The following is a 22,268-nucleotide window of genomic DNA, read 5'->3' on the forward strand; positions in this document are numbered from 1 at the left end:
GGGATCGATTTCTCCTTGAGGCACACGGTTGGCCGGCACCGTCAGCCGGCGGATCGGCCGAGCTGAGAGTCGATGAAACGGAAGAGTTCGTCCGCCGACGCGGTCTCCAGGCCCTCAGCGGTTTCGGAGGCCCCCTGCGCCGGCGTCAGCTTCGCCACGAGCGCCTGCAGCCGTGCGGCGACCTCGGCGCGTTCGGCTTCCGGCTCCGGTGCGGTGTCCAGCAGTGCTTCCAGCCTGTCCAGTTCGGCCAGGACGCCCCGGCCGGCGCCGTCCCGCGGCGCCACGTGCTCCAGCAGCGCGGCGGCGAGCGCGGTGGGGGTGGGATGGTCGAAGACCATCGTCGCGGGCAGCCGGGCTCCGGCTGCCGCGTTGAGCCGATTGCGCAGCTCCACCGCGGTCATCGAGTCGAAGCCCAGCTCCTGGAACGAGTGGTCGGCCGCCACCGCGTCCGGGGAGGCGTGCCCGAGGACCGCGGCCACCTCGGTGCGCACCAGCGACAGCGCCCACTCCTCGCGCTCCGCCGCCGACGCCCCGGCGAGCCGGTCTGCGGCCGACGCGGAGGAGACCGCCGCGGGGCTCGCCGCGCGCCGCGCCGGACCGCCGCCCTCCGTCAACGTCCGCAGCAGCGGCGGGACCTGGGACCCGCTCCCCAGGTCGGCGAGGCTCAGCGGGGTGGCCACGGGCGCCGCGACGCCCGCGGCGAGCGCCCGGTCGAACAGCGCCAGCCCCTCCGCCCGGGTCATGGGCCTGAACCCGCTGCGCACGAACCGCTCAAGGTCCTTCTGGGTCAGCTGCGCGTTGATACCGGCCAGCCGGGAGTTGATACCGGCCGAGTGGGCGTCGGTCCCGGCCGGGTGGCTGTCGGTCCCGGCCGGGTGGGTGTCGGTCCCGTCCGGGTGGGTGTCGGGCCCGTCCGATTCCCACATGCCCCAGGCGAGGGAGACGGCCGGGAGGCCCTGCGCCCGCCGGTAGTGGGCGAGCCCGTCCAGGTAGGCGCCGGCCGCCGCGTAGTTGGACTGCCCGGGGCCGCCGAACACTCCCACGGTGGAGGAGAACAGGACGAACGCGGCCAGGTCCGCGTCCCGCGTCAACTCGTGCAGGTGCCAGGCACCCTCGGCCTTCGGGCCCAGCACCGTCCGCAGCCGGTCCGGTGTCATCGCCTCGAACAGGCTGTTGTCGAGGACGCCCGCCGTGTGCACGACTCCGGTCAGCGGGTGATCGGCGGGGATGTCCGCCAGCAGCTCGGCGAGCGCGGCACGGTCGGTGACATCGCAGGCGGCGATCGTGACCTCGGCCCCGAGCTCTTTCAGATCGGCCGCCAACTCCGCGGCTCCTTGGGCCTGTTCCCCGCTCCGACTGGCGAGGAGCAGGTGCCGGACGCCGTGGTCCCCCGCCAGATGCCGGGCGACCAGGCTGCCCAGGGTTCCGGTCCCGCCGGTGATCAGTACGGTGCCCGCCGGGTCCCAGGACGGCGTGTCCAGAGGCCCGGTGGCGGCCGGGACGCGCCGCAGCCGGGGCAGCAGCACCTCGCGGCCGCGCAGGGCGGCCTGCGGCTCGCCGGTGGCCAGGACCGCCGACAGCGACTCGGCGGGGGCCTCCCGTTCGGCGTCCACGAGGACGACCCGGTCCGGTGTCTCCGACTGCACGGACCGCACCAGGCCCCACAGGGCCGCGCTCGCGGGGTCCGGCACGTCCGCGTCGAGCGCCGCCACCGCACCCCGGGTCAGCACGACCAGCGGAGTCCCGGCCAGCCGTTCGTCGGCCAGCCACGCGCGCAGGACGTGCAGCGCCCGCGTCGTACCGCCGAGCGGGGAGGCGTGGGACGGCCAGGGCAGCACCACCGCGTCGACCCGGCCGGCCGAGGAGGCGGCAGCGGCCACGTCCGCGTACTCCTCGTACTCCTCGTACTCCTCGAGGACGTCGTCGAACTCCTTGAGGACATCGTCGCCGAACGGAGCGGGCAGCCCGGAACCCGCCGTACGCAGCACTCCCCAGCGCACGCCTCGCGCACCGGTCGCCGGGGCCGCCGGACGCCATTCGACGGCGAAGAGTCCGTCGGCGCCCTCGCCCGGTGCCGCGCGGAACCGGTCGGCGGGAATGTCGCGGAACTCGATCGAGTCGACCGTGGCGACCAACTGCCCCTGTGCGTCGGTGAGCCGCAGCGCGATCGTCCGCTCGTCCAGCTCGGTGATGCGCGCGTGCACGGCGGTGGCGCCGGTGGCGTGGACCCGCACCCCGCGCCATGTGCCGGGCACGGCCACACTGCCGTCCAGTGCCACGGTGGAGCGGTCGGCGAGGACGTCCTCGAACAGAGCGGGATGAAGGGCGTACCGCGCGGCCTCCGCCGCCAGGTCCTCCGGGACTGTCACGTCGGCACCGGCGGTCGTGGCGCCGGCCGGTCCGTCGCCCGCGGGGCCTGCCGGGGAGTCGTCGCTCAGGTAGTGACCGTGCGCGTGGAGGGTCCAGGGAGCGTCGGCGGCCGTGTCGGGGCGGGCGTACACCGCCACCGCGCGCCGCCCGTCCTCGGCGTACGCGCCCGCCCTGACCTGGATCCGCACGGCACCCTCCGCGGGCAGCGCCAGCGGAGCCTCCAGCCGCAGGTCGGCCAGGGCGGCGCAGCCGATCTCGTCACCGGCGCGGACCGCCATCTCCACCAGCGCCGGCGCCGACAGCACGGGCACCCCCCGCACGGTGTGCCGCGCGAGCGAGGGATGGGTGCGCAGCGAGAGTCGGCTGGTGAAGACCGCCTCGGAGGAGTCGGCGAGGCCGATGGAGGACCCCAGCAGCGGATGGCCGCCGCCCGCCGTCCCGTGCGCCGTGCCGCTCACCGGCTCCAGCCAGTAGCGCTGGTGCTGGAAGGCGTACGTGGGCAGCTCGACGGTGCGCGCGGACGTCTCCGTGAAGTACGCCGGCCAGTCCACCTCCGTACCTCCGATGTGGAGGTTCGCGACCGCGGTCAGCAGGGTCCCCACTTCGGGACGACCCTTGCGCAGGGTCGAAAGGGTCACCTTGCCGTTCGCCTCGCGCAGGCCGTCGGCGGCCATCGGCGCGCAGACGCTGTCGGGGCCCACCTCCAGGAAGGTGGTGACCCCCGCGTCCTCCAGCGTGCGAACGGCGTCCAGGAAACGCACCGGCTCACGGATCTGGCGCACCCAGTACTCGGGCGAGGACCACTGCCCCGGACGGACGAGCTCCCCGGTGACGCTGGACACGACGGGGATGTGTGGTTCGTGGTAGGTGAGGGTTTGGGCGACGCGGTGGAATGCGTCGAGGACGGGGTCCATGTGGGGGGAGTGGAAGGCGTGGCTGACGGCGAGTTCCGTGGTTTTGTGGCCTTGTTCGCGCATTTTCTGTGCGAGTTGGTGTGCTGCTGTGGTGTCGCCGGCGATGACGAGTGAGTGGGGGGCGTTGTGGGCGGCGATGGTGAGGTGGGGGGTGAGGTGGGGTGTGATGTCGTTTTCGGTGGCTTGGATGGCGATCATGGTGCCGCCGGGTGGGGCGGTTTGCATGAGTCGGGCTCGGGTGGTGACGAGGGTGGCGGCGTCGTGGAGGGTGAGGACGCCGGCGAGGTGGGCTGCGGTGATTTCGCCGATGGAGTGGCCGGTGAGGTAGTCGGGGTGGATGCCCCAGGTGGTGAGGAGGTGGTGGAGGGCGACTTCGACGGCGAAGAGGGCGGGTTGGGTGTTGGTGGTGTCGTGGAGGTGGTGTCCGGTGGTGATGATTTCGGTGAGGGGCACGGGTAGGTGGGGGTCGAGGGCTGCGGTGACCTCGTCGAAGGCGGCGGCGTAGGCGGGGAAGGCGTCGTAGAGCTCGCGTCCCATGTTGATGCGCTGCGCGCCCTGCCCCGTGAACAGGAAGGCAGTGCTTCCCGGGCGGACGGTGCCGGAGACGACGTCCGCCCCGTTCCGCCCCTGCGCCAAGACTGCGAGTCCTTCGCGGAGTTGGGTGGTGTCGTTGCCGGTGATGACGGCGCGGTGGTCGTGGGTGGTGCGGGTGGTGGCGAGGGAGTGGGCGATGTCCAGGGGGGACTGCTCGGGGTGGTCCTGGAGGTGGGTGAGCAGGCGCTGGGCCTGGGCGCGCAGGGCCGGTTCGGACTTGGCGGACAGCAGCCAGGGCAGGACGGTCGGGGTGTGGGTTCCCGTTGTGGCCGGGGGCTCGGTCTCCTCGGGCGCCTGCTCCAGGATCACATGCGCGTTCGTCCCGCCGAATCCGAAGGACGAGACACCGGCACGGCGGGCATGACCGGTCTCCGGCCAGTCGCGCTGGTGGGTGAGGAGTTCCACGGCTCCTGAGGCCCAGTCGACCATCGGGGTGGGCGCGTCGATGTGCAGGGACCGGGGCAGGACCCCGCGCCGCATCGCCTCCACCATCTTGATGACTCCGCCCACACCGGCCGCGGCCTGCGCGTGTCCGATGTTGGACTTGAGGGAGCCGAGGTGGAGGGGGCGGTCCTTGGGGCGTCGTCGGCCGTAGGTGGCGAGCAGGGCTTGGGCTTCGATGGGGTCGCCGAGGCGGGTGCCGGTGCCGTGCGCTTCGACGGCGTCGATGTCGGCTTCGGTGAGGCCGGCGTCGGCGAGTGCCTGGCGTATGACGCGTTCCTGGGAGGGGCCGTTGGGTGCGGTGAGTCCGTTGCTGGCGCCGTCCTGGTTGACGGCGGAGCCGCGGACGACGGCGAGGACGCGGTGGTTGTTGCGGCGGGCGTCGGACAGCCGTTCCAGCAGCAGCAGTCCCACGCCCTCGGACCAGGCGGTGCCGTCCGCCGCCGCGGCGAACGACTTCACCCGGCCGTCCGGCGCCAGCCCCCGCAGCCGCGAGAACTCCACGAACGCCACCGGCGTCGACATGACGGTCGCACCGCCGGCCAGCGCCAGTTCGCACTCCCCCCTGCGCAGCGCACCGGCCGCCAGGTGCAGTGCGACCAGCGAGGACGAGCACGCCGTGTCGACCGTGACGGCGGGGCCCTCCAGGCCGTACGTGTAGGACAGCCGGCCCGAGGCGATGCTGCCCGCGCTGCCGCTGAAGAGATAGCCCTCGGCGTTCTCCGGAGGCAGGCCCGGACGTGAGCCGTAGTCGTTGTACATCACACCCGTGAACACCCCGGTGCGGCTGCCGCGCAGCGACCTGGGGTCGACGCCGGCGCGTTCGAACGCCTCCCACGCCGTCTGCAGGAGCAGTCGCTGCTGCGGGTCGGTGGTCAGGGCCTCACGCGGTGACATCCCGAAGAACGCCGCGTCGAAGAGGTCGGCGTCGTGCAGGAAGCCGCCCTCGCGGCCGTAACTGGTCCCCGCCCGCTCCGGATCGGGGTCGTAGAGCCGTTCGAGGTCCCAGCCCCGGTTGTCGGGGAACGGAGTCACCGCGTCCACGCCGTCGGCCACCAGCCGCCACAGGTCCTCCGGCGAGGCCACGCCCCCCGGGAAGCGACAGGCCATCCCGACGATCGCGATCGGCTCACGCTGCCTGTCCTCGATCTCGCGCAGCTGACTGCGTGCGTCACGGGCATCGGCGATGGCTCGCTTGAGGTAGTCGCGGAGTTTCTCCTCGCCCGCCATGATTCTCAGCTCCCCAGTGTGAAGTCCGAATGAAAGTGAAAGATAGGGAAACCCGGGAATGTCCTGGTAATCGATCGACTTCCTTCGGGTCGATGGCCGTGATGTTACTTCCCGATGAGCGGCCGGTTGCTGACGCCCCATTACTCTGCGGAAGGTCCGTCAGAATATTCCACAACGGTTTTCCGGGCGGGAAAGGGGTAGTCGTTCTCATGGCGCAGCTCACGAATGACGTGGAGAAACACACGGCGCTGTACGTGGAGGCGTTCAACGCGGGGAACCTGGACGCGGTCAACGCGATGTACACCGAGGACGCCGTCGCGGTCTGGGAGCCGGGCGTCCCCCTCACGGGGCAGGCCCGGATCGAGGCGGTCAGGGAATTCCTCGCCCGCGGCCCGAAGATGACGGCCGTTCCGCGGCAGTCCTTCGTCGCCGGCGACACCGCCCTGCTGATCGTCGACTGGACCATCGACACCACGGACGCCGACGGCAGGCCGGAGCGGCTGTCCGGCGTCGGCGCCGACGTCCTGCGCCTGGGCGCGGACGGCAACTGGCGCTACGCCGTCGACGATCCGTACGGCGGTCAGTGAGCCGGACCGACCGGCCGCGCGGCCGACGCCGGCGGACACCGCCTCACGCTCGGCGCCTCTCGCTCGGCGCCTCTCGCTCACCGCATCGAGCCTCTGCATCGAGCTTCTGCATTCAGCCTCTGCTGCCTCTGCTGTCAGAACCTGGGGGTCTTCCTTCCATGGCCATTACCGTCGACATCGATTTCGACAATCCGGATCTCACCGACGACACCGACCTGCAGAACGAGATCTTTCTTCAGGTGTTCAACTCGGGCGACGGCGAGCTGTTCGACAAGCTGTACCGCGAGGACTCGATCTCCAACTTCTCGGGCGAGCCGCTGACCGGCGCCGCCCGGCTGGCGTTCTTCAAGGAGTTCCTCGCGTCGAAGCCCGTGCTCCAGGCGGAGGTCACGCATTCCTACGTGGCCGGTGACGTGGCCCTGATCGGGGTCCGCTTCACCATCGACGGCACGGACGCCGACGGCAAGCCCATGCACCTGGAGGGCAACTGCACGGATGTCCTGCGCCGCGGCGAGGACGGCCGCTGGCTGATGGCCATCGACCGGCCGGTGACCGGGGGGCTGCTGCCGGAATAGAGGCGGCTTCCGGGCAACGTCCCCGCGCGCCGACCCGACTCCGGACCGGCGCGGGGGGACCGGTGTTTTTCCGGCCGATGAACACTTCATTGCCGACAAGTGGGCGGTGAATTGAGCGGCGTACTTACTGTGGCACACGATCACTGGACCGCCGAATCCTCGCGCACGGTCCAGCAGATACTACGTCGGAGGAAGAATGGCTCAGCTCGATACTCGTGCCATCGATGTTCTTGAGGCGGTCAGGAACGCGGTGCCCGCGCTCCGCAAGAATGCCGGGGACACCGAGAACGAACGGTGGATCGTCGACGAGAACATCGACATTCTCGAGAAGGCAGGAGTATTCCGCACCGCGGTGCCCGAACGCTTCGGCGGCCTCGACCTGCCGGTGGAGCAGCAGGCGGCGATTCTCGCCGAGATCGCCCGGGGCTGCGGCTCGACGGGCTGGGTCTCCATGGTGTGGGTGTCCACGGCCTGGATCGCCACGCTGTACCCGGACCGGGCCCAGGAGGAGGTCTTCGCGAACGGCTCCGTCCGGATCTCCGGCGGGTTCACCCCCTCGGGCACGCTCGTCCCCACCGAGGGCGGCTACCTCCTCAACGGCACCTGGCGGTTCAACACGGGCGTGCGCGGGGCGCAGTGGAATGTGCACGCGGCGCTCGTCGAGCACCCCGACGGGCGGCAGGAGGAGCTGTTCGCCCTGGTGCCGATCGAGGACGTCACGGTCGCCGACGACTGGGACGTGTTCGGCGCCGGCGGCACGGGCAGCGCGACCTCGACGGTGAAGGACGTCTTCGTGCCCGCCCATCGCGTGGTGGACGGCGCGGTGTTCGACGCCTCCACCCGCGATCGCTGGAACGCCGACGTGAAGGGCCGCAACTACAACCTCACCAGCTATGTGCTGGCGACATGCGCGCCGGTCTACCTGGGCATCGCCAGGGCAGCGCTGGAACTGTTCGTCGAGCGGCTGCCCGGCAAGGGCATCACGTACACGAACTGGACCGAGCAGCGCGAACACCCGCACACGCAGATCCAGGTCGCCCACGCGGCGAACAGGATCGCGTCCTGTGAGGCGCTTTCCCGGGACTGGCTGCGGGTGATGCAGGACCGCGCGGACCTCGGCGAGAAGATGACGGTGCTGGAGAAGGCGACCGTCCGCGGCCAGGTCGGCTACGTGGTGCAGGCGACCAAGGAAGCGGTGGAGACGCTTTACAACATCAGTTCGGCGTCCACCATCCTGCGCAGCAATCCCTTCCAGCGGGCCTTCCGCGACATCGAGGCGCTGGCCCTGCACGGACTGCTCACGCCGGTCAGCTCCCTGGAGGCGCACGGCCGCGTCCTGCTCGGCCTGGAGCCCGGCACCGACTACATCTGACCGATTTCATCCGATGCTTCGGAGGACCGCCATGACCACGGCACAGCAGGCCCCTGTGCTGTTCGACTCCGCCTATTACCAGGACCCGTACACGGTGTACGACTGGCTGCGCGTCCACGATCCCATCCACCGCTTCCGCTTCCCCGTCGGTGACGTACCGATGGTGTTCGTGTCCCGGTACGACGACGTCAAGGCGCTGCTGAGCGACCAGCGTTTCAGCAACGACGGGGTCGCGTGGGGGAGTGAGGAGTTCAAGAAGTCGGGCATGATATTCGGCGCCGGCACCCTCATCGGACGCATTCTCACGGTGCTCGACCCGCCCGATCACACCCGGGTCCGCAAGCTCGCCATGGGCGCGTTCACTCCGCGCCGCGCGGCTGCCTGGAAGGAGCCGGTGGAGCGCATCGTGAACGAGGCGCTGGACCGCCTCGGACAGTCCGAGAACCCCGACGTGATGGACTACGCGAGCAAGATTCCCGCCGATGTCACGGGCGAGATCCTCGGGTTCCCGCTGGCGCGGTTCCAGGACATGCTGCACGCCATCGAGCGGGCCTTCCACGCGGACCCGTCGAACCCCGACAACGAGGCCGAAGTGGCGGCCGCGTTCGAGGAGATCGTCATCTACGGCCGTGAGCTGATCGTCGAGAAGCGGCGCAACCCGGGCGACGACCTGACGTCCGTCTTCATCCAGGCGCGGGACGGTGAGGACCGGCTGACCGAGGACGAACTCGTCTCCATGGTCGCTCTGATGATCATGGCGGGGATCGACACCACCAGGAACCTGATCGGTTCCGCCGTCCTCGGCCTGCTCGACCACCCGGACCAGCACCGGCTGCTGGCGGAACACCCCGAGCACACCGCCACGGCGGTCGAGGAGTTCCTGCGCTACGACGGCGCGTTCTGCGTGGGCCTGTTCCGGCTGGCCAAGGAAGACCTGGAGCTGGGCGGGGTTCCCGTCCCCGTCGGCACCCCTGTCGTCGCCGGTCTGCAGTCGGCCAACCACGACCCGGAGAAGTACCGGGATCCCCGGCGGCTGGACATCACCCGGGAGGGTCCGCGCCATCTGGCGCTGGGACACGGCCTGCACAACTGCATGGGAGCGGCCCTGGCCCGCCTGGAGACCTCCGTTGCCGTCCCCGCCCTGATCAGGCGTTTCCCGAACCTGAGGCTGTCCGTTCCCCGCGAGGAGATCCGCTTCGAGGAGAACTGGCTGCTGCGCAGTCTGCCGTCGCTCCCTGTTGCCCTGTGAGCCGTCGAGAGGAGTGAGGAGGCCCGTGAGCAAGAAGATCCTGTCCATTGACACGGCGGCCTGCACCGGGGCCGGCACCTGCGAGGCCATGCATCCGCAGCTGTTCAGAGTGAGTGCCGAAGGGTACTCCGTGGCGCTGAGGACCGAGCTGGTGGAGCCGGAGGACATCGAAGCGGCGAGCAGTGTGCTCGACGTCTGCCCCACCGAGGCCATCCGGCTGGCCTCGGCCGGTTCCCAGGCCGACAGCGGCGTCTGACCGCGGCCCCGCCGCCGACGGAGCGTCCGCTCGGAGAGCCGCCATGGCTCCCCGGGCGGACGCTTTCTCATGCGGCACCCGTTTCAGGGGTTTTCGCCGCGGGGTGCGGGGCGTTGCCGGGCGGCACGAGCACAGGGCAGGACCGGGCCCGCCCGTGTGCGGCGGGCGGGCCCGGTCCTGGGATCTGCGACGTCGGGCCCGGGCGGTACCGGCCGCCCGGAGTTCTCCGACTGGCCTCAGGCGGCCTTCTTCTTCATCAGCTCCACCAGGCTGGAGAAGCTGTCGGCCGCGTGGCCGGCCTCGACGCCCCGTCGGAAGAGCTCGACGACCGCGGCCTGGAGCGTGGTGTCGACGCCCGCGTCCTCGATGGTGTGCAGCACGTGCTCGACACTGGCCAGACCCATGGCGAGGCGGTCGACGTCGCCCTCGTGGTTCCCGGCGTCGATGCGCTGCGCGTAGAAGGAGAGGAAGCCGGGCATGGCCGTCATGGTCTCCTCCGCGCTGGGCAGCACGTCCGAGGCCTTGAGGCCGTTGGCGTCGCCGATGGCGACGGCCTGCCAGTAGCCCAGCATGGACGTCCAGAACATGGCCATGCCGATCTGGTACACCAGCGCGGCCAGGCCCGGGTCCTCGCCCCGGTAGTCGGTGCTGGTCAGTGCCTCCAGGGTGGCCTTGTGCTGCTCGAAGTGCTCACGCGGCCCGCTGTAGTACGTCGAGGACTCCGGGTCGCCGATGCCCGACGGCGGGACGGTGACGCCACCGGTGATGTGGATGCCGCCGCGCTCGGTCACCCAGCGGGCACCGTCCCGGGTCTTGCCGGGGGTGTCCGAGCTGAGGTTGACGAGGACCCGGCCGGCCAGCGCTTCCTGAGCCGTCTCCAGCACGGCGTACATGGCCTCGTAGTCGGTCAGGCTCAGGATGATCAGTTCGTTGGCCTTGACGGCCTCCTCGGGGCTGCTGGCCAGTACGGCACCGCGCGCGACCAGCGCGTCGGCTCGGGACGCGGTGCGGTTCCAGACGGTGACCTGGTGGCCCTTGTCGAGGAAGGCGTTCACCATGGCCTGGCCCATGGGGCCGAGTCCGATGACGGTGACGGACTGCTTGCCGGTCATGAGAGATGGACCTCCGGGGTCTGCGGCGAGGATGACTCAACGAGGACTAAAACGAGCGCTCCATTTAGCCCGTGCTCAGAACCTAGCACAGGACTGAGTGGAACGCTCTAACTAGTTCGGACCCACGTCTGTCGGGCCTCCCGGCGAGCCTTCCACTCGTCGGCGAGGACCGACCACACCTGCAGGTCATTGCGCTGACCGTCGGTCAGCACCATGGCGCGGCGCATGGTTCCCTCGTACGACATGCCGAGCCGCTTGGCGACGGCGATGCTGCGCGCGTTGTTCGAGTCGACCAGCCACTGGACCCGGGTCATGCCGCGGACGGTGACCGCCCAGTCGGCCAGTGCGGCTGCCGCCCGGGTCGCCAGGCCGCGCCCCTCGGCCTCGGGAGCCAGCCACACGCCCAGCTCGCACAGGCCGATCGCCGGGTCGAAAAGCCGGAAGAGCGTGCCGCCCACGAGTTCGCCGCGCAGGAGGATGCCGTACACGCGCGGGCCGTCGTTGGCCTGGCTGTCGGCGAACTCCTGCAGCCACCGCCGGGCCGACTCGGTGTCCCTGACCGTGTCGGCCCAGGGAAGCCAGGGAGAGAGACGGTCGCGGATGCGCGCGGTGTGCGCGGCGAACTCCTGCGCCTGCCACGGTTCGAGGGGGCGCAGCTCGGCGCCGTCGCCGAGGGGGAGACCTAACACGGTCACCTGGCTTCCGGCTTGTGGACGGCGGTGAGCCGTTCCAGGATCGGAATGATCTCCGTCGGAGTCGGTGCCGCGACGATGTCCTCCCTCATCGCGGCCGCGCCCCGCCGGAAGGCCGGATCGTGCAGGACCCGTTCGAGCCGCTCGCGCATCTCCGCCCGGCTCAGCTCCTGGTGGTTCAGGGTCAGGCCGGCACCGCTTTCGACCAGGTAGGCGGAGGTGGGCGGCACGTCCATGTGCTGCGTGGTGAAGGTCTTCTTGTTCCCCTCGTCGTCGATCGTCGTGAAGTCGTTGACGTCGGAGGTGATCAGCTGCGGCACGCCCAGGGCCGCCGCGGCGTTGAAGGAACCCGTACCGCCGTGGTGGATGAAGACCGAACTCGAGGGCAGCAGCTGGGTGAGGGGCAGGTAGTCGACGGTGCGGACGTTGTCCGGGACCGGGATGTCCCGCAGCTGCTCCTTGTTGAGCGTGGCGACCACGTCGACGTCCATGTCGGCCACCGTCTCCAGCAGGGATTCGACCCTGGGCCTGCTCTCCTCGAAGAAGGCGCGCATCGACATGCCGAGCGAAACGGCCACCCTGGGCCGGGCGGGGCGGGCCTGCAGCCACGACGGAATCGGGGCCGCGCCCGTGTAGGGAATCCACTGCATCGGCAGGGTGCGGGTGCGCGTCTTCAGGCGCATGCCCGAAGGGGTCGGGTCCACCGTCCACTGGCCGAGCAGCAGTTCCTCGTCGACCTCGAAGCCGTAGCGGTCGGCGATGGCCCGCACCGAGTCCTCCATCGGATTGGTGCCGAGGGCCGATCCGAGCACACGCCGGCGGTCGGCGAACCGGTCCACGGTCCAGCCCCAGTAGTCGAGCCCCCACAGCAGGCGGGCGTGCGCCGCCCCGCTGGCCCGGGCGGCCACGGACGACGAGGGCCAGCAGGGGTCCCAGAGGACCAGGTCGGGCCGCCAGTCACGGGCGGCGTCCACCAGCCGTTCCACCCACGGGTAGCTGTCCGAGGGGAAGTCGCCGATGGGATGGAAGTCCCACATCACCGGGAAGAGGAACGTGCGCAGGCTCTCCCACGGGTAGCGGTCCTCGGGAGCCAGGTCCAGGGCTTCGGTGAGCCGGTCGAGTTCGCCCTCGACATCGCGGTCCTTGGCGTTCTCCCCGTCCCACGGCACGGGCATCAGCCCCTCGTCGCCGAGCAGGACGGGCGTGAGACCGACGGACGCGATGCCCTCGGCCATGCTGGGATGCGCGGCCACGCATACCTCGTGCCCGGCGCTCTGCAGCGCCCAGGCGAGTGGAGTGAGCGGGTAAAGGTGGGCCGTGCCCGGCCAGATGGTGAACATGACGCGCATCAGCTGCTGCCCCTAGACCTTGAATTCATGCCGAACGAACGGCATATGAGAGACACGGGTGTGCGCTGAAGTTAACAGGGCGCTCCGCACTGGCCGGTAACCGCGGAGTAATGCGAATCTCCGATTCCGTGCAATCGGTCTTTTCCGGCTTTCGCCGAGACCGGGTGATTACCCGAAAATTACGGCGTGGCAGATAGGAAAAGAATTCGCCGGGCCGCTGATCGCGCCGGCTCATCAGAACCGTCCTTCCCGCTTTCGAGGAGTGTCACACATGAGTTCCGAGCGCACTGCACACAGCGACGCGCGGCCCGTGCGCGGTCGCGGTCCGGGCAGGAGGTCCCTGCTGAAGGCCGCCGGGGCCATGGCACTGGGTGTGCCACTGGCGGCCGCCGGATCGAGGTCCGCGTACGCCGACGAAGCCCCGGTGGACGCGATCGTCGTCGGAGCGGGCTATGCGGGCGGCACCGTGGCCCGGGAACTGAGTGCCGCCGGGCTGCGAACGGTGGTCCTGGAGGCCCGGGACCGGATCGGCGGCCGCGTCTGGACGGGCACCTTCGCCGGCCAGCGCGTCGAGATCGGCGGAGGCTGGCTCGGGCCCGAGCACCACCACGTGCTGAACGAGTTCAAGCGCTACGGCCTCACCACGGTCCAGGACGTGGCGGCCACGCGCATGGTCATGCCGGCGGCGAGCGGGTTCGAGGAGGTCGACCCGGTGGCCGCCGGGGCCGAGCTGAGTGCCCTCAACGTGCGCCTGTACGACGGGTCGGAGCGGTACTTCGAGCGCCCCACGGAGCCGCTGTACCGCAGTGACCTGCTCGCGGAGGTGGACAAGCTGTCCATGGCCGACCGGATCGGCCAGCTCGACCTCGACCCCGTCCGCTACAAGTGGCTCAACGGAAGCGCCGTTCTCTACTCGGGCGGACCGAGCACCCGCGGCGCACTCACGAGCATGGCCCAGTGGGAGCGGCTGGCCGCGGGCCGCCCGGAGCTGACCACGAGCCTCAAGCCCGCCCAGGGCATGACCGCGCTGCTGAAGGCGATGCTCGGCGAGGCGAAGGCCCCGGTGCTGTTCAACTCCCCGGTCACCAGGGTCGTTCAGCAGTCGCGGATGGTCACCGTCGAGGTGGCCGGCGGCAGGCGCTACTCCGCGCCGGTCGTCGTGGTGGCGATCCCCACCAACATGTGGAAGACGATCACCTTCGAGCCGGGGCTCCCGCAGGCGCACGCGGACGCCACGAGGGAAGGGATCGGCGTTCCGCACGGGACCAAGATATGGATGCAGGTCCGCGGCGACACCGACGCCGTCTACGCGCAGGGCGACGAGCGCGCGCCCCTGCTGCAGCTCGTGCCGCAGCAGCAGCTCCCCGACGGCAGCCGGCTGGTGATCGGCTTCAGCGGGCCCTCCCTGAACGTGTCCGACCGAGCGCAGGTCCAGGCCGCCCTGCGGGCGTTCCTGCCCAAGGCGCAGCTGGTGGACTACCGCGCGAAGGACTGGGGCCGCGACCCCTACGCGCAGGGTGCGTGGGGAATGCGCCGGCCCGGCCAGCTGCTGCGGCAACTGCCCGCCGTTCAGCAGCCGCACCGGCGCGTCGTCTTCGCCGGCGGCGACATCGCCAGCGGCTGGCACGGCGCCTTCATCGACGGCGCGATCGAGTCGGGACTGCTCGCGGCCCGCCAGGTCACCGCGCTTCTCGGCTGACAAGCCGCCCGGACGGCCGCGCCTCGGAAAGGGGAGCCGAAGGGTCCGGAAGTGTTCTCCCGGACCCTTCGGCCGCCCCCCGGCGTCCTGCCGGCGGCCCCGATTTGATTCGACAGGACACCGCCTCCGACACGAGGAAAGGTCGTTTTCTGGATTGTCGGGCCCGGGGATGAATGATTACCACCGCGTTACTGGCTCTTTCGGCGGGGCCGGTAGGTTCCTCGGTGCGGTCCCGGTGGCCCCCGGGGCGCGACCGGAAATACGTCGTGCTCGTCCCCGGGGCCCTGATTTTTCGTCGTACCGTCATTGCCCCGCGCTGGCCCACCCCGGATATCCCGATCGGAGCATCACGATGATCAATGTCTTCCAGCCCAGTCTGGGAGCGGAGGAACTCAGCGCGATCTCAGAGGTGTTCGAGAGCAATTGGCTCGGCCACGGTCCCCGGACAAAGAAGTTCGAGGCCCGTTTCGCCGAGCACCTGGGCGTGCCCGCAGAGCACACGATCTTCATCAACTCGGCCACCGCGGGGCTGTTCCTGAGCACCGAACTACTCGGCCTGCGCGCCGGTGACGACGTGGTGCTCCCCTCCGTGAGCTTCGTCGCCGCCGGCAACGCCGTGGCCGCCTCCGGTGCGCGCCCGGTCTTCTGCGACGTCGACCCGCACACGCTCAACCCCACCGTCGAGCATGTCGAACGGGCCCTCACCCCACGGACGAAGGCCGTCCTCCTGCTGCACTACGGCGGCTACCCGGGTGACATCGCCGGCATCGCCGACCTGTGCCGCGCACGGGGCGTCCAGCTGATCGAGGACGCGGCCTGCGCCGTCGCCTCGGGTGTGAACGGCAGGAAGTGCGGCACCTTCGGCGACGTGGCCATGTGGAGCTTCGACTCCATGAAGGTCCTCGTCACGGGCGACGGCGGCATGCTGTACGTACGGGACGCGGAACTGGCCCGCACGGCACGCCGGCTCGCCTACCACGGTCTCGAACAGTCCAGCGGCTTCTCCGCCGCCCGGGTCTCCGCCCGGTGGTGGGAGCTGAACGTACGGGACTTCGGCCGCCGGATCATCGGCAACGACCTCACGGCCGCCATCGGCGGCGTGCAGCTGCGCAGGCTGCCCGAGTTCGTCGAGCGCCGCCGGGCGATCGCCGAGCAGTACGACCGGCTGCTCGCCGATGTCGAGGGAGTCCGGCTGCCGCCCGCGCTGCCGGCCGGTCACACCAGCTCCCACTACTTCTACTGGGTCCAGCTGGACCCGGCGATCCGCGACCACGTGGCGGCGGACCTCCTGGAGAAGGGCATCTACACCACCTTCCGCTATCCGCCGCTGCACAAGGTGCCCGCGTACGGCGGTGGCGGCGTGGTGCTCCCCGGCACCGACACGGCCTCCGACTCCACCCTGCTGCTCCCGCTGCACCAGGGCCTCGATGACGCGGAGGTCCGCACGGTCGCCGACGAGTTCCGCAAGGCCGTCGAGCACCGCACGGCCCAGGCGCGGGCCTGACCGGAGGCGAAGAGGAGAGGACCCTGTCCGTGCGTATCGCCGAAACCGCGGTCCCCGGGGCGTTCGTCGTCACCCCCGACCAGCACACCGATGAGCGGGGCAGTTTCTTCGAAGGCCTGCGCGTCGATCTCCTGGAAGAGGTCCTGGGCCGTCCCTTCGTGCCCCGGCAGGTCAACTACTCCGCGTCGCGTGGCAATACGCTCCGCGGAATCCACGGTGTGGCCATCCCGCCGGGGCAGGCGAAATACGTCACCTGCGTCCGCGGCGCACTGCGGGACATCGTCGTGGATCTGCGGGTCGGCTCGCCCGCCTTCGGCGCGTACGAGGTCAATGTTCTCGAAGCGGGGTCGGGCCGTTCCGTCTACGTTCCCGAAGGCGTCGGCCACGGATTTCTCACCCTCACCGACGACACCTGCATCTGCTATGTCCTGTCCAGCGAGTATGTGCCCGGCACTCAGATCGACATCGATCCTTTGGACACCGATCTCGCCTTGCCGTGGGGTTTCACCGAGCCGCCGCTGATGTCCCGCAAGGACGCGACAGCACCCGGCGTCCGCGAAGCGCGATCCGCGGGAATTCTGGCCACGTGGCAGGAAGCGACCAGGGGCACACACACCACTGCCGCAAGGAAGGCACTGTCATGAAGGCTCTGGTGCTGTCGGGCGGGGCGGGCACGCGCCTGCGCCCCTTCAGCTATTCGATGCCCAAACAACTCATCCCGATCGTCAACAAGCCCGTCCTGGAATACGCCCTGGAGAACATCGTCGACCTCGGCGTGACCGAGATCGCCGTGATCGTCGGCGACTGGGCGCCCCAGATAGCCGAAGTCCTCGGCGACGGCTCGCGCTTCGGCGCCCGCATCACCTACATCCACCAGGAACGGCCGCTGGGCCTGGCCCACTGCGTCGCGCTGGCCCGCCCTTTCCTCGGTGGCGACGACTTCGTCATGTACCTCGGTGACAACATGCTGCCGCGCGGCATCTCGGCGATCGCCGAGCAGTTCCGGACGCGGGGCCCGGACGCCCAGGTCGTGGTCTCCAAAGTGCCCGACCCCCGGGCCTTCGGGGTGGCAGAACTGGCCCCCGACGGCTCCGTGGTGGCGCTCGCGGAGAAGCCCCAGCAGCCCCGCAGCGATCTCGCGCTCATCGGCGTGTACTTCTTCACCGCCGCCATCCACCGGGCCGTCGCGGCCATCGAACCCAGCGCGCGCGGTGAGCTGGAGATCACCGACGCGATCCAGTGGCTGGTCGGCCACGGCTTCGACGTCCGGGCCGGGGAGTACGACGGCTACTGGAAGGACACCGGCCAGGCCGACGACGTGCTGGAGTGCAACCGCCGCCTGCTGGGTGAGCTGACCGCCCGGATCGACGGCGAGGTGGACGCCACCAGCGAGATCATCGGCCCGGTCGTCGTCGAGGCGGGCGCCCGGGTGGTGCGCTCCCGCATCGTCGGTCCGGTGGTCATCGGCGCCGGCAGCGTCGTGGAGGACAGCCGGATCGGACCGGACGTGTCCATAGCCGGCGACTGTGTCCTGCGCGCCACCCAGCTGGCGGACTCCATCGTCATGACCGGCGCGTCGATCACCCAGGTGCCCGGCCTGCACGGCTCGCTCATCGGCCGCTCGGCCCGGGTCGGTCCCAGCGATCACGCGCAGGCACACCATCGTCTCGTGGTCGGCGACCACACCCGCGTGGAGGTGGCGGCGTGAGGGTCCTGGTCACCGGCGGGGCCGGTTTCATCGGATCGCACTACGTCAGGACCATGCTGGCCGGCGGCTATCCGGGGTACGAGCAGGCCCGCGTCACCGTGCTGGACAAGCTGACCTATGCCGGCAACCGCGACAACATCCCGGTGGGCCATCCGCGTCTGGACCTCGTCCAGGGGGACGTCTGCGACCGCGCCCTGCTGCAGGACCTGCTGCCCGGCCACGACGCGGTGGTGCACTTCGCCGCCGAGTCCCATGTGGACCGTTCTCTGGCGTCGGCGGACGCCTTCGTCCGGACCAATGTCCTCGGGACGCAGATCCTCCTGGACGCCTGTCTGGCCGCGGAGGTGGCGCGCGTGGTGCACGTCTCCACCGACGAGGTGTACGGCTCCATCGAGACGGGGTCCTGGACCGAGGAGTGGCCCCTGCTCCCCAACTCGCCCTACGCCGCGTCCAAGGCGGCGAGCGATCTGATCGCCCGCGCGTACTGGCGTACCCACGGACTGAACCTGTCGATCACCCGCTGCTCGAACAACTTCGGCCCGTACCAGCACCCGGAGAAGCTCATCCCGCTCTTCATCACCAACCTGCTGGAGGGCAGGCAGGTCCCGCTGTACGGGGACGGCTCCAACGTCCGGGAATGGCTGCACGTGGACGACCACTCCCGAGCGATCCAGCTCGTGCTGACCCGCGGCCGGGCCGGTGAGATCTACAACGTGGGCGGCGGCAACGAGCAGACCAACCTGGCCGTCACGGAGCGGCTGCTGAAGCTGTGCGGAGCGGACCACTCCGCCATCCGCCATGTCGCGGATCGCAAGGGCCACGATCTGCGCTACTCGCTGGACGAGACCAAGATCCGCGAGGAACTGGGATACGCCCCCCGGATCGACTTCGAAGAGGGACTGGCCGACACCGTCGCCTGGTACCGGGACAACGTGCACTGGTGGAAGGCGTCCAAGGAGCAGGCGCGTGCCGAAGGAGCGACAGATGAGTGAGCACAAGTCCCTGATCCTGGACGAGGTCCGCAAGTACCACCTGGATCTGGAGGCGGACAAGGGATTCCTTCCCGGCGTCACCGAGATCTGGCCCTCAGGCGCCGTCCTGGACGCCGACGACCGGGCGGCCCTGGTCGAGGCGGCCCTGGATCTGCGGATCGCGGCGGGACCGAGTTCGCGCAGATTCGAGTCGGCCTTCGCCCGCCGGCTGCGCCGCCGCAAGGCGCACCTGACCAACTCCGGCTCCTCCGCCAACCTGCTGGCGCTGTCCGCCTACACCTCGCACCTGCTCGAGGACCGCCGCCTGCGGCCCGGCGACGAGGTGATCACCGTGGCGGCGGGCTTTCCCACCACGGTCAACCCGATCGTGCAGAACGGCATGGTCCCCGTCTTCGTCGACGTGGAGCTGGGGACGTACAACACCACCGCGGACCGGGTGGCCGAGGCCATCGGCCCGAAGACCCGCGCGATCATGATCGCCCATGCTCTCGGCAACCCGTTCGAGGCCGCGGAGATCGCCCAACTCGCCCAACAGCACGGGCTCTTCTTCGTCGAGGACAACTGCGACGGAGTGGGCTCCACCTACCAGGGACAGCTCACCGGCACGTTCGGCGACATCACCACCGTCAGCTTCTACCCCGCCCACCACCTCACCATGGGGGAGGGCGGTTGTGTGCTGACCTCGGATCTCAAGATCGCCCGGATCGTGGAGTCGCTGCGCGACTGGGGGCGGGACTGCTGGTGCGAGCCGGGCAAGAACAACACGTGCCTCAAGCGCTTCCAGTACCAGATGGGCACCCTCCCCGAGGGCTACGACCACAAGTACATCTTCTCCCACGTCGGTTACAACCTGAAGGCGACCGATCTCCAGGCCGCCCTCGGTCTGACCCAGCTGGACAAGCTCGACGGATTCATCGAGGCGCGCAAGCGCAACTGGCGGCGGCTGCGCGAGGGCCTGGACGGCGTGCCCCATCTGCTGCTTCCCGAGCCCACCGCCGGCAGCGATCCCAGCTGGTTCGGATTCGTGATCACCGTGGACGCCGAGGCGCCGTTCAGCCGCGCGGAACTGGTCGGTCACCTGGAGGAGCGGAAGATCGGCACCCGTCGTCTGTTCGCGGGCAACCTCACCCGTCACCCCGCCTATCTGGACCGTCCGCACCGGGTCGTGGGCGACCTGGCCAACTCGGACGTCATCACCGAGCAGACCTTCTGGATCGGGGTGTATCCGGGCCTGACCGACGAGATGCTCGACTATGTGATCGCCACCGTGCAGGACTTCGTGGGAGGCCGCAGGTGAGCCCGACGAGCGCCCTGCGGCCGCGCCGGGACGCCGGGCTCCCCGAGCGGTTCGCCCGCTCCGTGCGGGCCAGGGACGCAGGGGCCCAGCTGAGCACGGCCGACTTCGCCGACTGGCTGCGACGGCGCCGTGAGGCCCACCGGTTCCGGGTGGACCGCATCCCGTTCGCGGACCTCGACGGCTGGTCGTTCCGGCACGGAACCGGAGACCTGGCCCACCGCAGCGGCAGGTTCTTCACCGTCGAAGGCCTGTCCGTGAGCACCCCGACGGGACCCACCCCCCACTGGCAGCAGCCGATCATCAACCAACCCGAAGTCGGCATCCTCGGAATCCTGGTGCGGGAGTTCGACGGAGTGCTGCACTGCCTCATGCAGGCGAAGATGGAGCCGGGGAACGCCAATCTGCTCCAGCTGTCCCCCACGGTCCAGGCCACCCGCAGCAACTACACCAAGGTCCACCGCGGTGCCGACGTCAAGTACATCGACTACTTCGTCCAGCCCGGCCGCGCCCGGGTGCTGGCCGATGTGCTGCAGTCGGAGCACGGCTCCTGGTTCTTCCGCAAGTCCAACCGCAACATGATCGTCGAGACGGACGAGGACGTCCCGCTCGACGAGGACTTCTGCTGGCTGACGCTCGGGCAGATCGGCGAACTCCTGCGGCGCGACAACCTGGTCAACATGGATGCCCGCACGGTCCTGGCCTGTGCTCCCACCCGCTACGAAGAGGCGGGCGCGCTGCGCTCCGACATCCAGGTGCGTTCCTGGATCACCGCTGAGCGCTCCGGCCACGAGGTGCGGATCGAGCGGATACCGCTCGCGAACGTCGCGGACTGGGTGCGCGGCGACACCGCGATCGAGCACGTGAAGGGACGCTACTTCCGGGTCGTGGCCGTCTCGGTGGAGGCCGACAACCGGGAGGTACGCGGCTGGAGCCAGCCCCTGTTCGAGCCGTGCGGGCTCGGGGTAACGGCATTCCTGACGCGGCGGTTCGACGACGTTCCCCATCTGCTGGTCCACGCCAAGCTGGAGGGCGGCTTCCTCGACACGATCGAACTGGCACCGACCGTGCAGTGCACACCCGGCAACCACGCGAACGGCGACCGTCCCCCCTTCCTCGATGCCGTGCTGTCCGCGGACACCTCCCGCATCCGCTACGAGGCCGTGCACTCGGAGGAGGGCGGGCGCTTCCTGAACGCGGAGAGCCGCTATCTGTTCGTGGAGACGGAGCCGGCCGACGACCCGGACGTCCCGCCGGCCGGCTACGCCTGGGTCACGCCCGGCCAGCTCGCCTCCCTGGTGCAGCACGGCCACTACGTCAACGTGCAGGCCCGTACGCTGCTGGCCGCCCTCAACACCGGCGCGGTGACGCTGTGACGGAGCCCGTCCGCATCGCCGTGATGGGGGCCGCGGACATCGCCAGACGCCGTATGCTGCCGGCGTTCGCGGCCTGTCCCCGCACCACGGTGACCGCCGTGGCCAGCCGTGACGGGGCGAAGGCCCGATCGCTGGCCCACGCGTACGGCTGCCGCCCGCTGCACGGTTACGCCGCCGCCCTGGAGGACGACGAGACCGAGGCCGTCTACGTGGCGCTGCCCGCCGCCCTGCACGCCGAGTGGACGCGGGCCGCGCTCCTCGCCGACAAGCACGTCCTCGCGGAGAAGCCCCTGGCCCTCGGGCGCAACGAGACGGCCGAGCTGCACGATCTGGCGCGGTCCCGCGGGCTCGCCCTGATGGAGAACGTGCTGTTCCTGCACCACTCCCAGCACGCCAGGGCGAGGCAGCTGGTGCGGTCGGGCGCGGTCGGCCGGCTGCATCAGTTCCAGGCGGCCTTCGCCGTCCCCCGCAGGCCACGGTCCGACATCCGCTACCAGGCCGAGCTGGGCGGCGGCGCCCTGTGGGACACCGGTGTCTATCCCGTCCGCGCTGCGCTGCTGATGCTCGGTCACCCACTGCGCGTCGTGGGGGCCGTGTCCGGCCGGGGGCCGGGCGACGAGGTGGACACCGCCGGCAGCGCACTGCTGTCCGGGCCCGACGGTGTCGCCGTCCACCTGTCCTTCGGCCTGGACCACGGGTACCGCAACGTCTACGAGTTCTGGGGCAGCGAGGGCCGACTCGTCGTGGAGCGCGCCTTCACGCCGCCCGCGGACCACACCCCCGTGCTTCGGATCGAGCGTGGCGGCGAGGTGGAGGAGATCAGGCTCACCCCCGAAGACCAGGTGGCGAACGCCGTCACGGCCTTCGCCGCGGCCGTACGCGGCGGCGCGGCGCCCAGTGCGGACGGGCTGCGTCAGGCGGAGCTCCTGGACGAGCTGGCGGCCCGCCGCTGAC

The 22,268-nt window shown here is 70.2% G+C and carries 17 protein-coding genes; 13 read left to right on the forward strand and 4 right to left on the reverse strand.

All coding sequences use genetic code 11. From position 1 onward, the window contains the following. Window positions 1-41 precede the first annotated feature (41 nt). The gene (locus tag KWI83_RS30015; protein WP_374106409.1) at window positions 42-5,552 is read right to left on the reverse strand and encodes a type I polyketide synthase; all 5,511 of its coding nucleotides are present in this window, start codon (window positions 5,550-5,552) and stop codon (window positions 42-44) included. Between the two features lie 206 nt (window positions 5,553-5,758). Between KWI83_RS30015 and KWI83_RS30020 the strand changes: the two genes are divergently transcribed. The 5 genes from KWI83_RS30020 to KWI83_RS30040 all read left to right on the forward strand — a co-directional run bounded on the left by KWI83_RS30020 (window position 5,759) and on the right by KWI83_RS30040 (window position 9,588). After that, entirely contained in the window at window positions 5,759-6,136 is a 378-nt protein-coding gene (locus tag KWI83_RS30020; RefSeq protein ID WP_218517523.1) for a nuclear transport factor 2 family protein, read from the forward strand. 158 nt (window positions 6,137-6,294) lie between these two features. Then, window positions 6,295-6,711 carry a nuclear transport factor 2 family protein gene (locus KWI83_RS30025; RefSeq protein WP_218517524.1) on the forward strand — a complete coding sequence of 139 codons (417 nt, stop codon included), beginning with the start codon at window positions 6,295-6,297 and terminating at the stop codon, window positions 6,709-6,711. Window positions 6,712-6,907: 196 nt separating this feature from the next. Continuing rightward, window positions 6,908-8,083: an acyl-CoA dehydrogenase family protein gene (locus tag KWI83_RS30030; protein WP_218517525.1), complete on the forward strand. Its 1,176-nt coding sequence runs from the start codon at window positions 6,908-6,910 to the stop codon at window positions 8,081-8,083. A 31-nt stretch (window positions 8,084-8,114) separates the two neighbouring features. After that, entirely contained in the window at window positions 8,115-9,332 is a 1,218-nt protein-coding gene (locus KWI83_RS30035) for a cytochrome P450 (protein ID WP_218517526.1), read from the forward strand. A 25-nt stretch (window positions 9,333-9,357) separates the two neighbouring features. Beyond that, window positions 9,358-9,588 (forward strand): ferredoxin, encoded by a 231-nt coding sequence (locus KWI83_RS30040; protein ID WP_218517527.1) that lies wholly within the window; start codon window positions 9,358-9,360, stop codon window positions 9,586-9,588. A gap of 236 nt (window positions 9,589-9,824) precedes the next feature. Here KWI83_RS30040 and KWI83_RS30045 read toward each other — a convergent pair whose 3' ends face one another. The 3 genes from KWI83_RS30045 to KWI83_RS30055 all read right to left on the reverse strand — a co-directional run bounded on the left by KWI83_RS30045 (window position 9,825) and on the right by KWI83_RS30055 (window position 12,732). Then, the gene (locus tag KWI83_RS30045) at window positions 9,825-10,700 is read right to left on the reverse strand and encodes an NAD(P)-dependent oxidoreductase (RefSeq protein ID WP_218517528.1); all 876 of its coding nucleotides are present in this window, start codon (window positions 10,698-10,700) and stop codon (window positions 9,825-9,827) included. Window positions 10,701-10,807: 107 nt separating this feature from the next. After that, window positions 10,808-11,389, reverse strand: coding sequence for a GNAT family N-acetyltransferase (locus tag KWI83_RS30050; RefSeq protein WP_218517585.1), 582 nt, complete (start codon window positions 11,387-11,389; stop codon window positions 10,808-10,810). 2 nt (window positions 11,390-11,391) lie between these two features. Beyond that, entirely contained in the window at window positions 11,392-12,732 is a 1,341-nt protein-coding gene (locus KWI83_RS30055; protein WP_218517529.1) for a nucleotide disphospho-sugar-binding domain-containing protein, read from the reverse strand. A 280-nt stretch (window positions 12,733-13,012) separates the two neighbouring features. Between KWI83_RS30055 and KWI83_RS30060 the strand changes: the two genes are divergently transcribed. The 8 genes from KWI83_RS30060 to KWI83_RS30095 all read left to right on the forward strand — a co-directional run bounded on the left by KWI83_RS30060 (window position 13,013) and on the right by KWI83_RS30095 (window position 22,267). Then, the gene (locus KWI83_RS30060) at window positions 13,013-14,440 is read left to right on the forward strand and encodes an NAD(P)/FAD-dependent oxidoreductase (RefSeq protein ID WP_218517530.1); all 1,428 of its coding nucleotides are present in this window, start codon (window positions 13,013-13,015) and stop codon (window positions 14,438-14,440) included. Window positions 14,441-14,792: 352 nt separating this feature from the next. Further along, a complete protein-coding gene (locus tag KWI83_RS30065) occupies window positions 14,793-15,944 on the forward strand; it encodes a DegT/DnrJ/EryC1/StrS aminotransferase family protein (protein ID WP_218517531.1) in 1,152 nt (383 codons plus the stop codon). A 29-nt stretch (window positions 15,945-15,973) separates the two neighbouring features. Further along, window positions 15,974-16,588, forward strand: a complete 615-nt coding sequence (locus KWI83_RS30070; RefSeq protein ID WP_218517532.1) for a dTDP-4-dehydrorhamnose 3,5-epimerase family protein — start codon at window positions 15,974-15,976, stop codon at window positions 16,586-16,588. Beyond that, a complete protein-coding gene (locus KWI83_RS30075; RefSeq protein ID WP_218517533.1) occupies window positions 16,585-17,652 on the forward strand; it encodes a glucose-1-phosphate thymidylyltransferase in 1,068 nt (355 codons plus the stop codon). The genes KWI83_RS30070 and KWI83_RS30075 overlap by 4 nt, the downstream gene beginning before the upstream one ends. Next, on the forward strand, window positions 17,649-18,644 hold the full coding sequence (gene rfbB / locus KWI83_RS30080; RefSeq protein ID WP_218517534.1) for a dTDP-glucose 4,6-dehydratase: 996 nt from the start codon (window positions 17,649-17,651) through the stop codon (window positions 18,642-18,644). The genes KWI83_RS30075 and rfbB overlap by 4 nt, the downstream gene beginning before the upstream one ends. After that, the gene (gene rfbH / locus KWI83_RS30085; RefSeq protein WP_218517535.1) at window positions 18,637-19,941 is read left to right on the forward strand and encodes a lipopolysaccharide biosynthesis protein RfbH; all 1,305 of its coding nucleotides are present in this window, start codon (window positions 18,637-18,639) and stop codon (window positions 19,939-19,941) included. Before rfbB ends, rfbH begins: the two co-directional genes overlap by 8 nt. Further along, window positions 19,938-21,314: an NDP-hexose 2,3-dehydratase family protein gene (locus KWI83_RS30090; protein ID WP_218517536.1), complete on the forward strand. Its 1,377-nt coding sequence runs from the start codon at window positions 19,938-19,940 to the stop codon at window positions 21,312-21,314. Before rfbH ends, KWI83_RS30090 begins: the two co-directional genes overlap by 4 nt. Then, window positions 21,311-22,267: a Gfo/Idh/MocA family oxidoreductase gene (locus KWI83_RS30095; RefSeq protein ID WP_308122262.1), complete on the forward strand. Its 957-nt coding sequence runs from the start codon at window positions 21,311-21,313 to the stop codon at window positions 22,265-22,267. The genes KWI83_RS30090 and KWI83_RS30095 overlap by 4 nt, the downstream gene beginning before the upstream one ends. The last annotated feature ends 1 nt before the right edge of the window (window position 22,268 follow it).

This window comes from Streptomyces sp. TRM70350 (genome assembly GCF_019219825.1).
In the GTDB taxonomy this organism is placed as follows: domain Bacteria; phylum Actinomycetota; class Actinomycetes; order Streptomycetales; family Streptomycetaceae; genus Streptomyces.

What these genes read in the sequence shown, in the direction of transcription:
- KWI83_RS30020 (WP_218517523.1), top strand. Translation starts at nt 5,759, where the DNA reads ATGGCGCAGCTCACGAATGACGTGGAGAAACACACGGCGCTGTACGTG.
- KWI83_RS30030 (WP_218517525.1), top strand. Translation starts at nt 6,908, where the DNA reads ATGGCTCAGCTCGATACTCGTGCCATCGATGTTCTTGAGGCGGTCAGG.
- rfbH (WP_218517535.1), top strand. Translation starts at nt 18,637, where the DNA reads ATGAGTGAGCACAAGTCCCTGATCCTGGACGAGGTCCGCAAGTACCAC.
- KWI83_RS30060 (WP_218517530.1), top strand. Translation starts at nt 13,013, where the DNA reads ATGAGTTCCGAGCGCACTGCACACAGCGACGCGCGGCCCGTGCGCGGT.
- KWI83_RS30035 (WP_218517526.1), top strand. Translation starts at nt 8,115, where the DNA reads ATGACCACGGCACAGCAGGCCCCTGTGCTGTTCGACTCCGCCTATTAC.
- KWI83_RS30065 (WP_218517531.1), top strand. Translation starts at nt 14,793, where the DNA reads ATGATCAATGTCTTCCAGCCCAGTCTGGGAGCGGAGGAACTCAGCGCG.
- KWI83_RS30045 (WP_218517528.1), bottom strand. Translation starts at nt 10,700, where the DNA reads ATGACCGGCAAGCAGTCCGTCACCGTCATCGGACTCGGCCCCATGGGC.
- KWI83_RS30025 (WP_218517524.1), top strand. Translation starts at nt 6,295, where the DNA reads ATGGCCATTACCGTCGACATCGATTTCGACAATCCGGATCTCACCGAC.
- KWI83_RS30075 (WP_218517533.1), top strand. Translation starts at nt 16,585, where the DNA reads ATGAAGGCTCTGGTGCTGTCGGGCGGGGCGGGCACGCGCCTGCGCCCC.
- KWI83_RS30055 (WP_218517529.1), bottom strand. Translation starts at nt 12,732, where the DNA reads ATGTTCACCATCTGGCCGGGCACGGCCCACCTTTACCCGCTCACTCCA.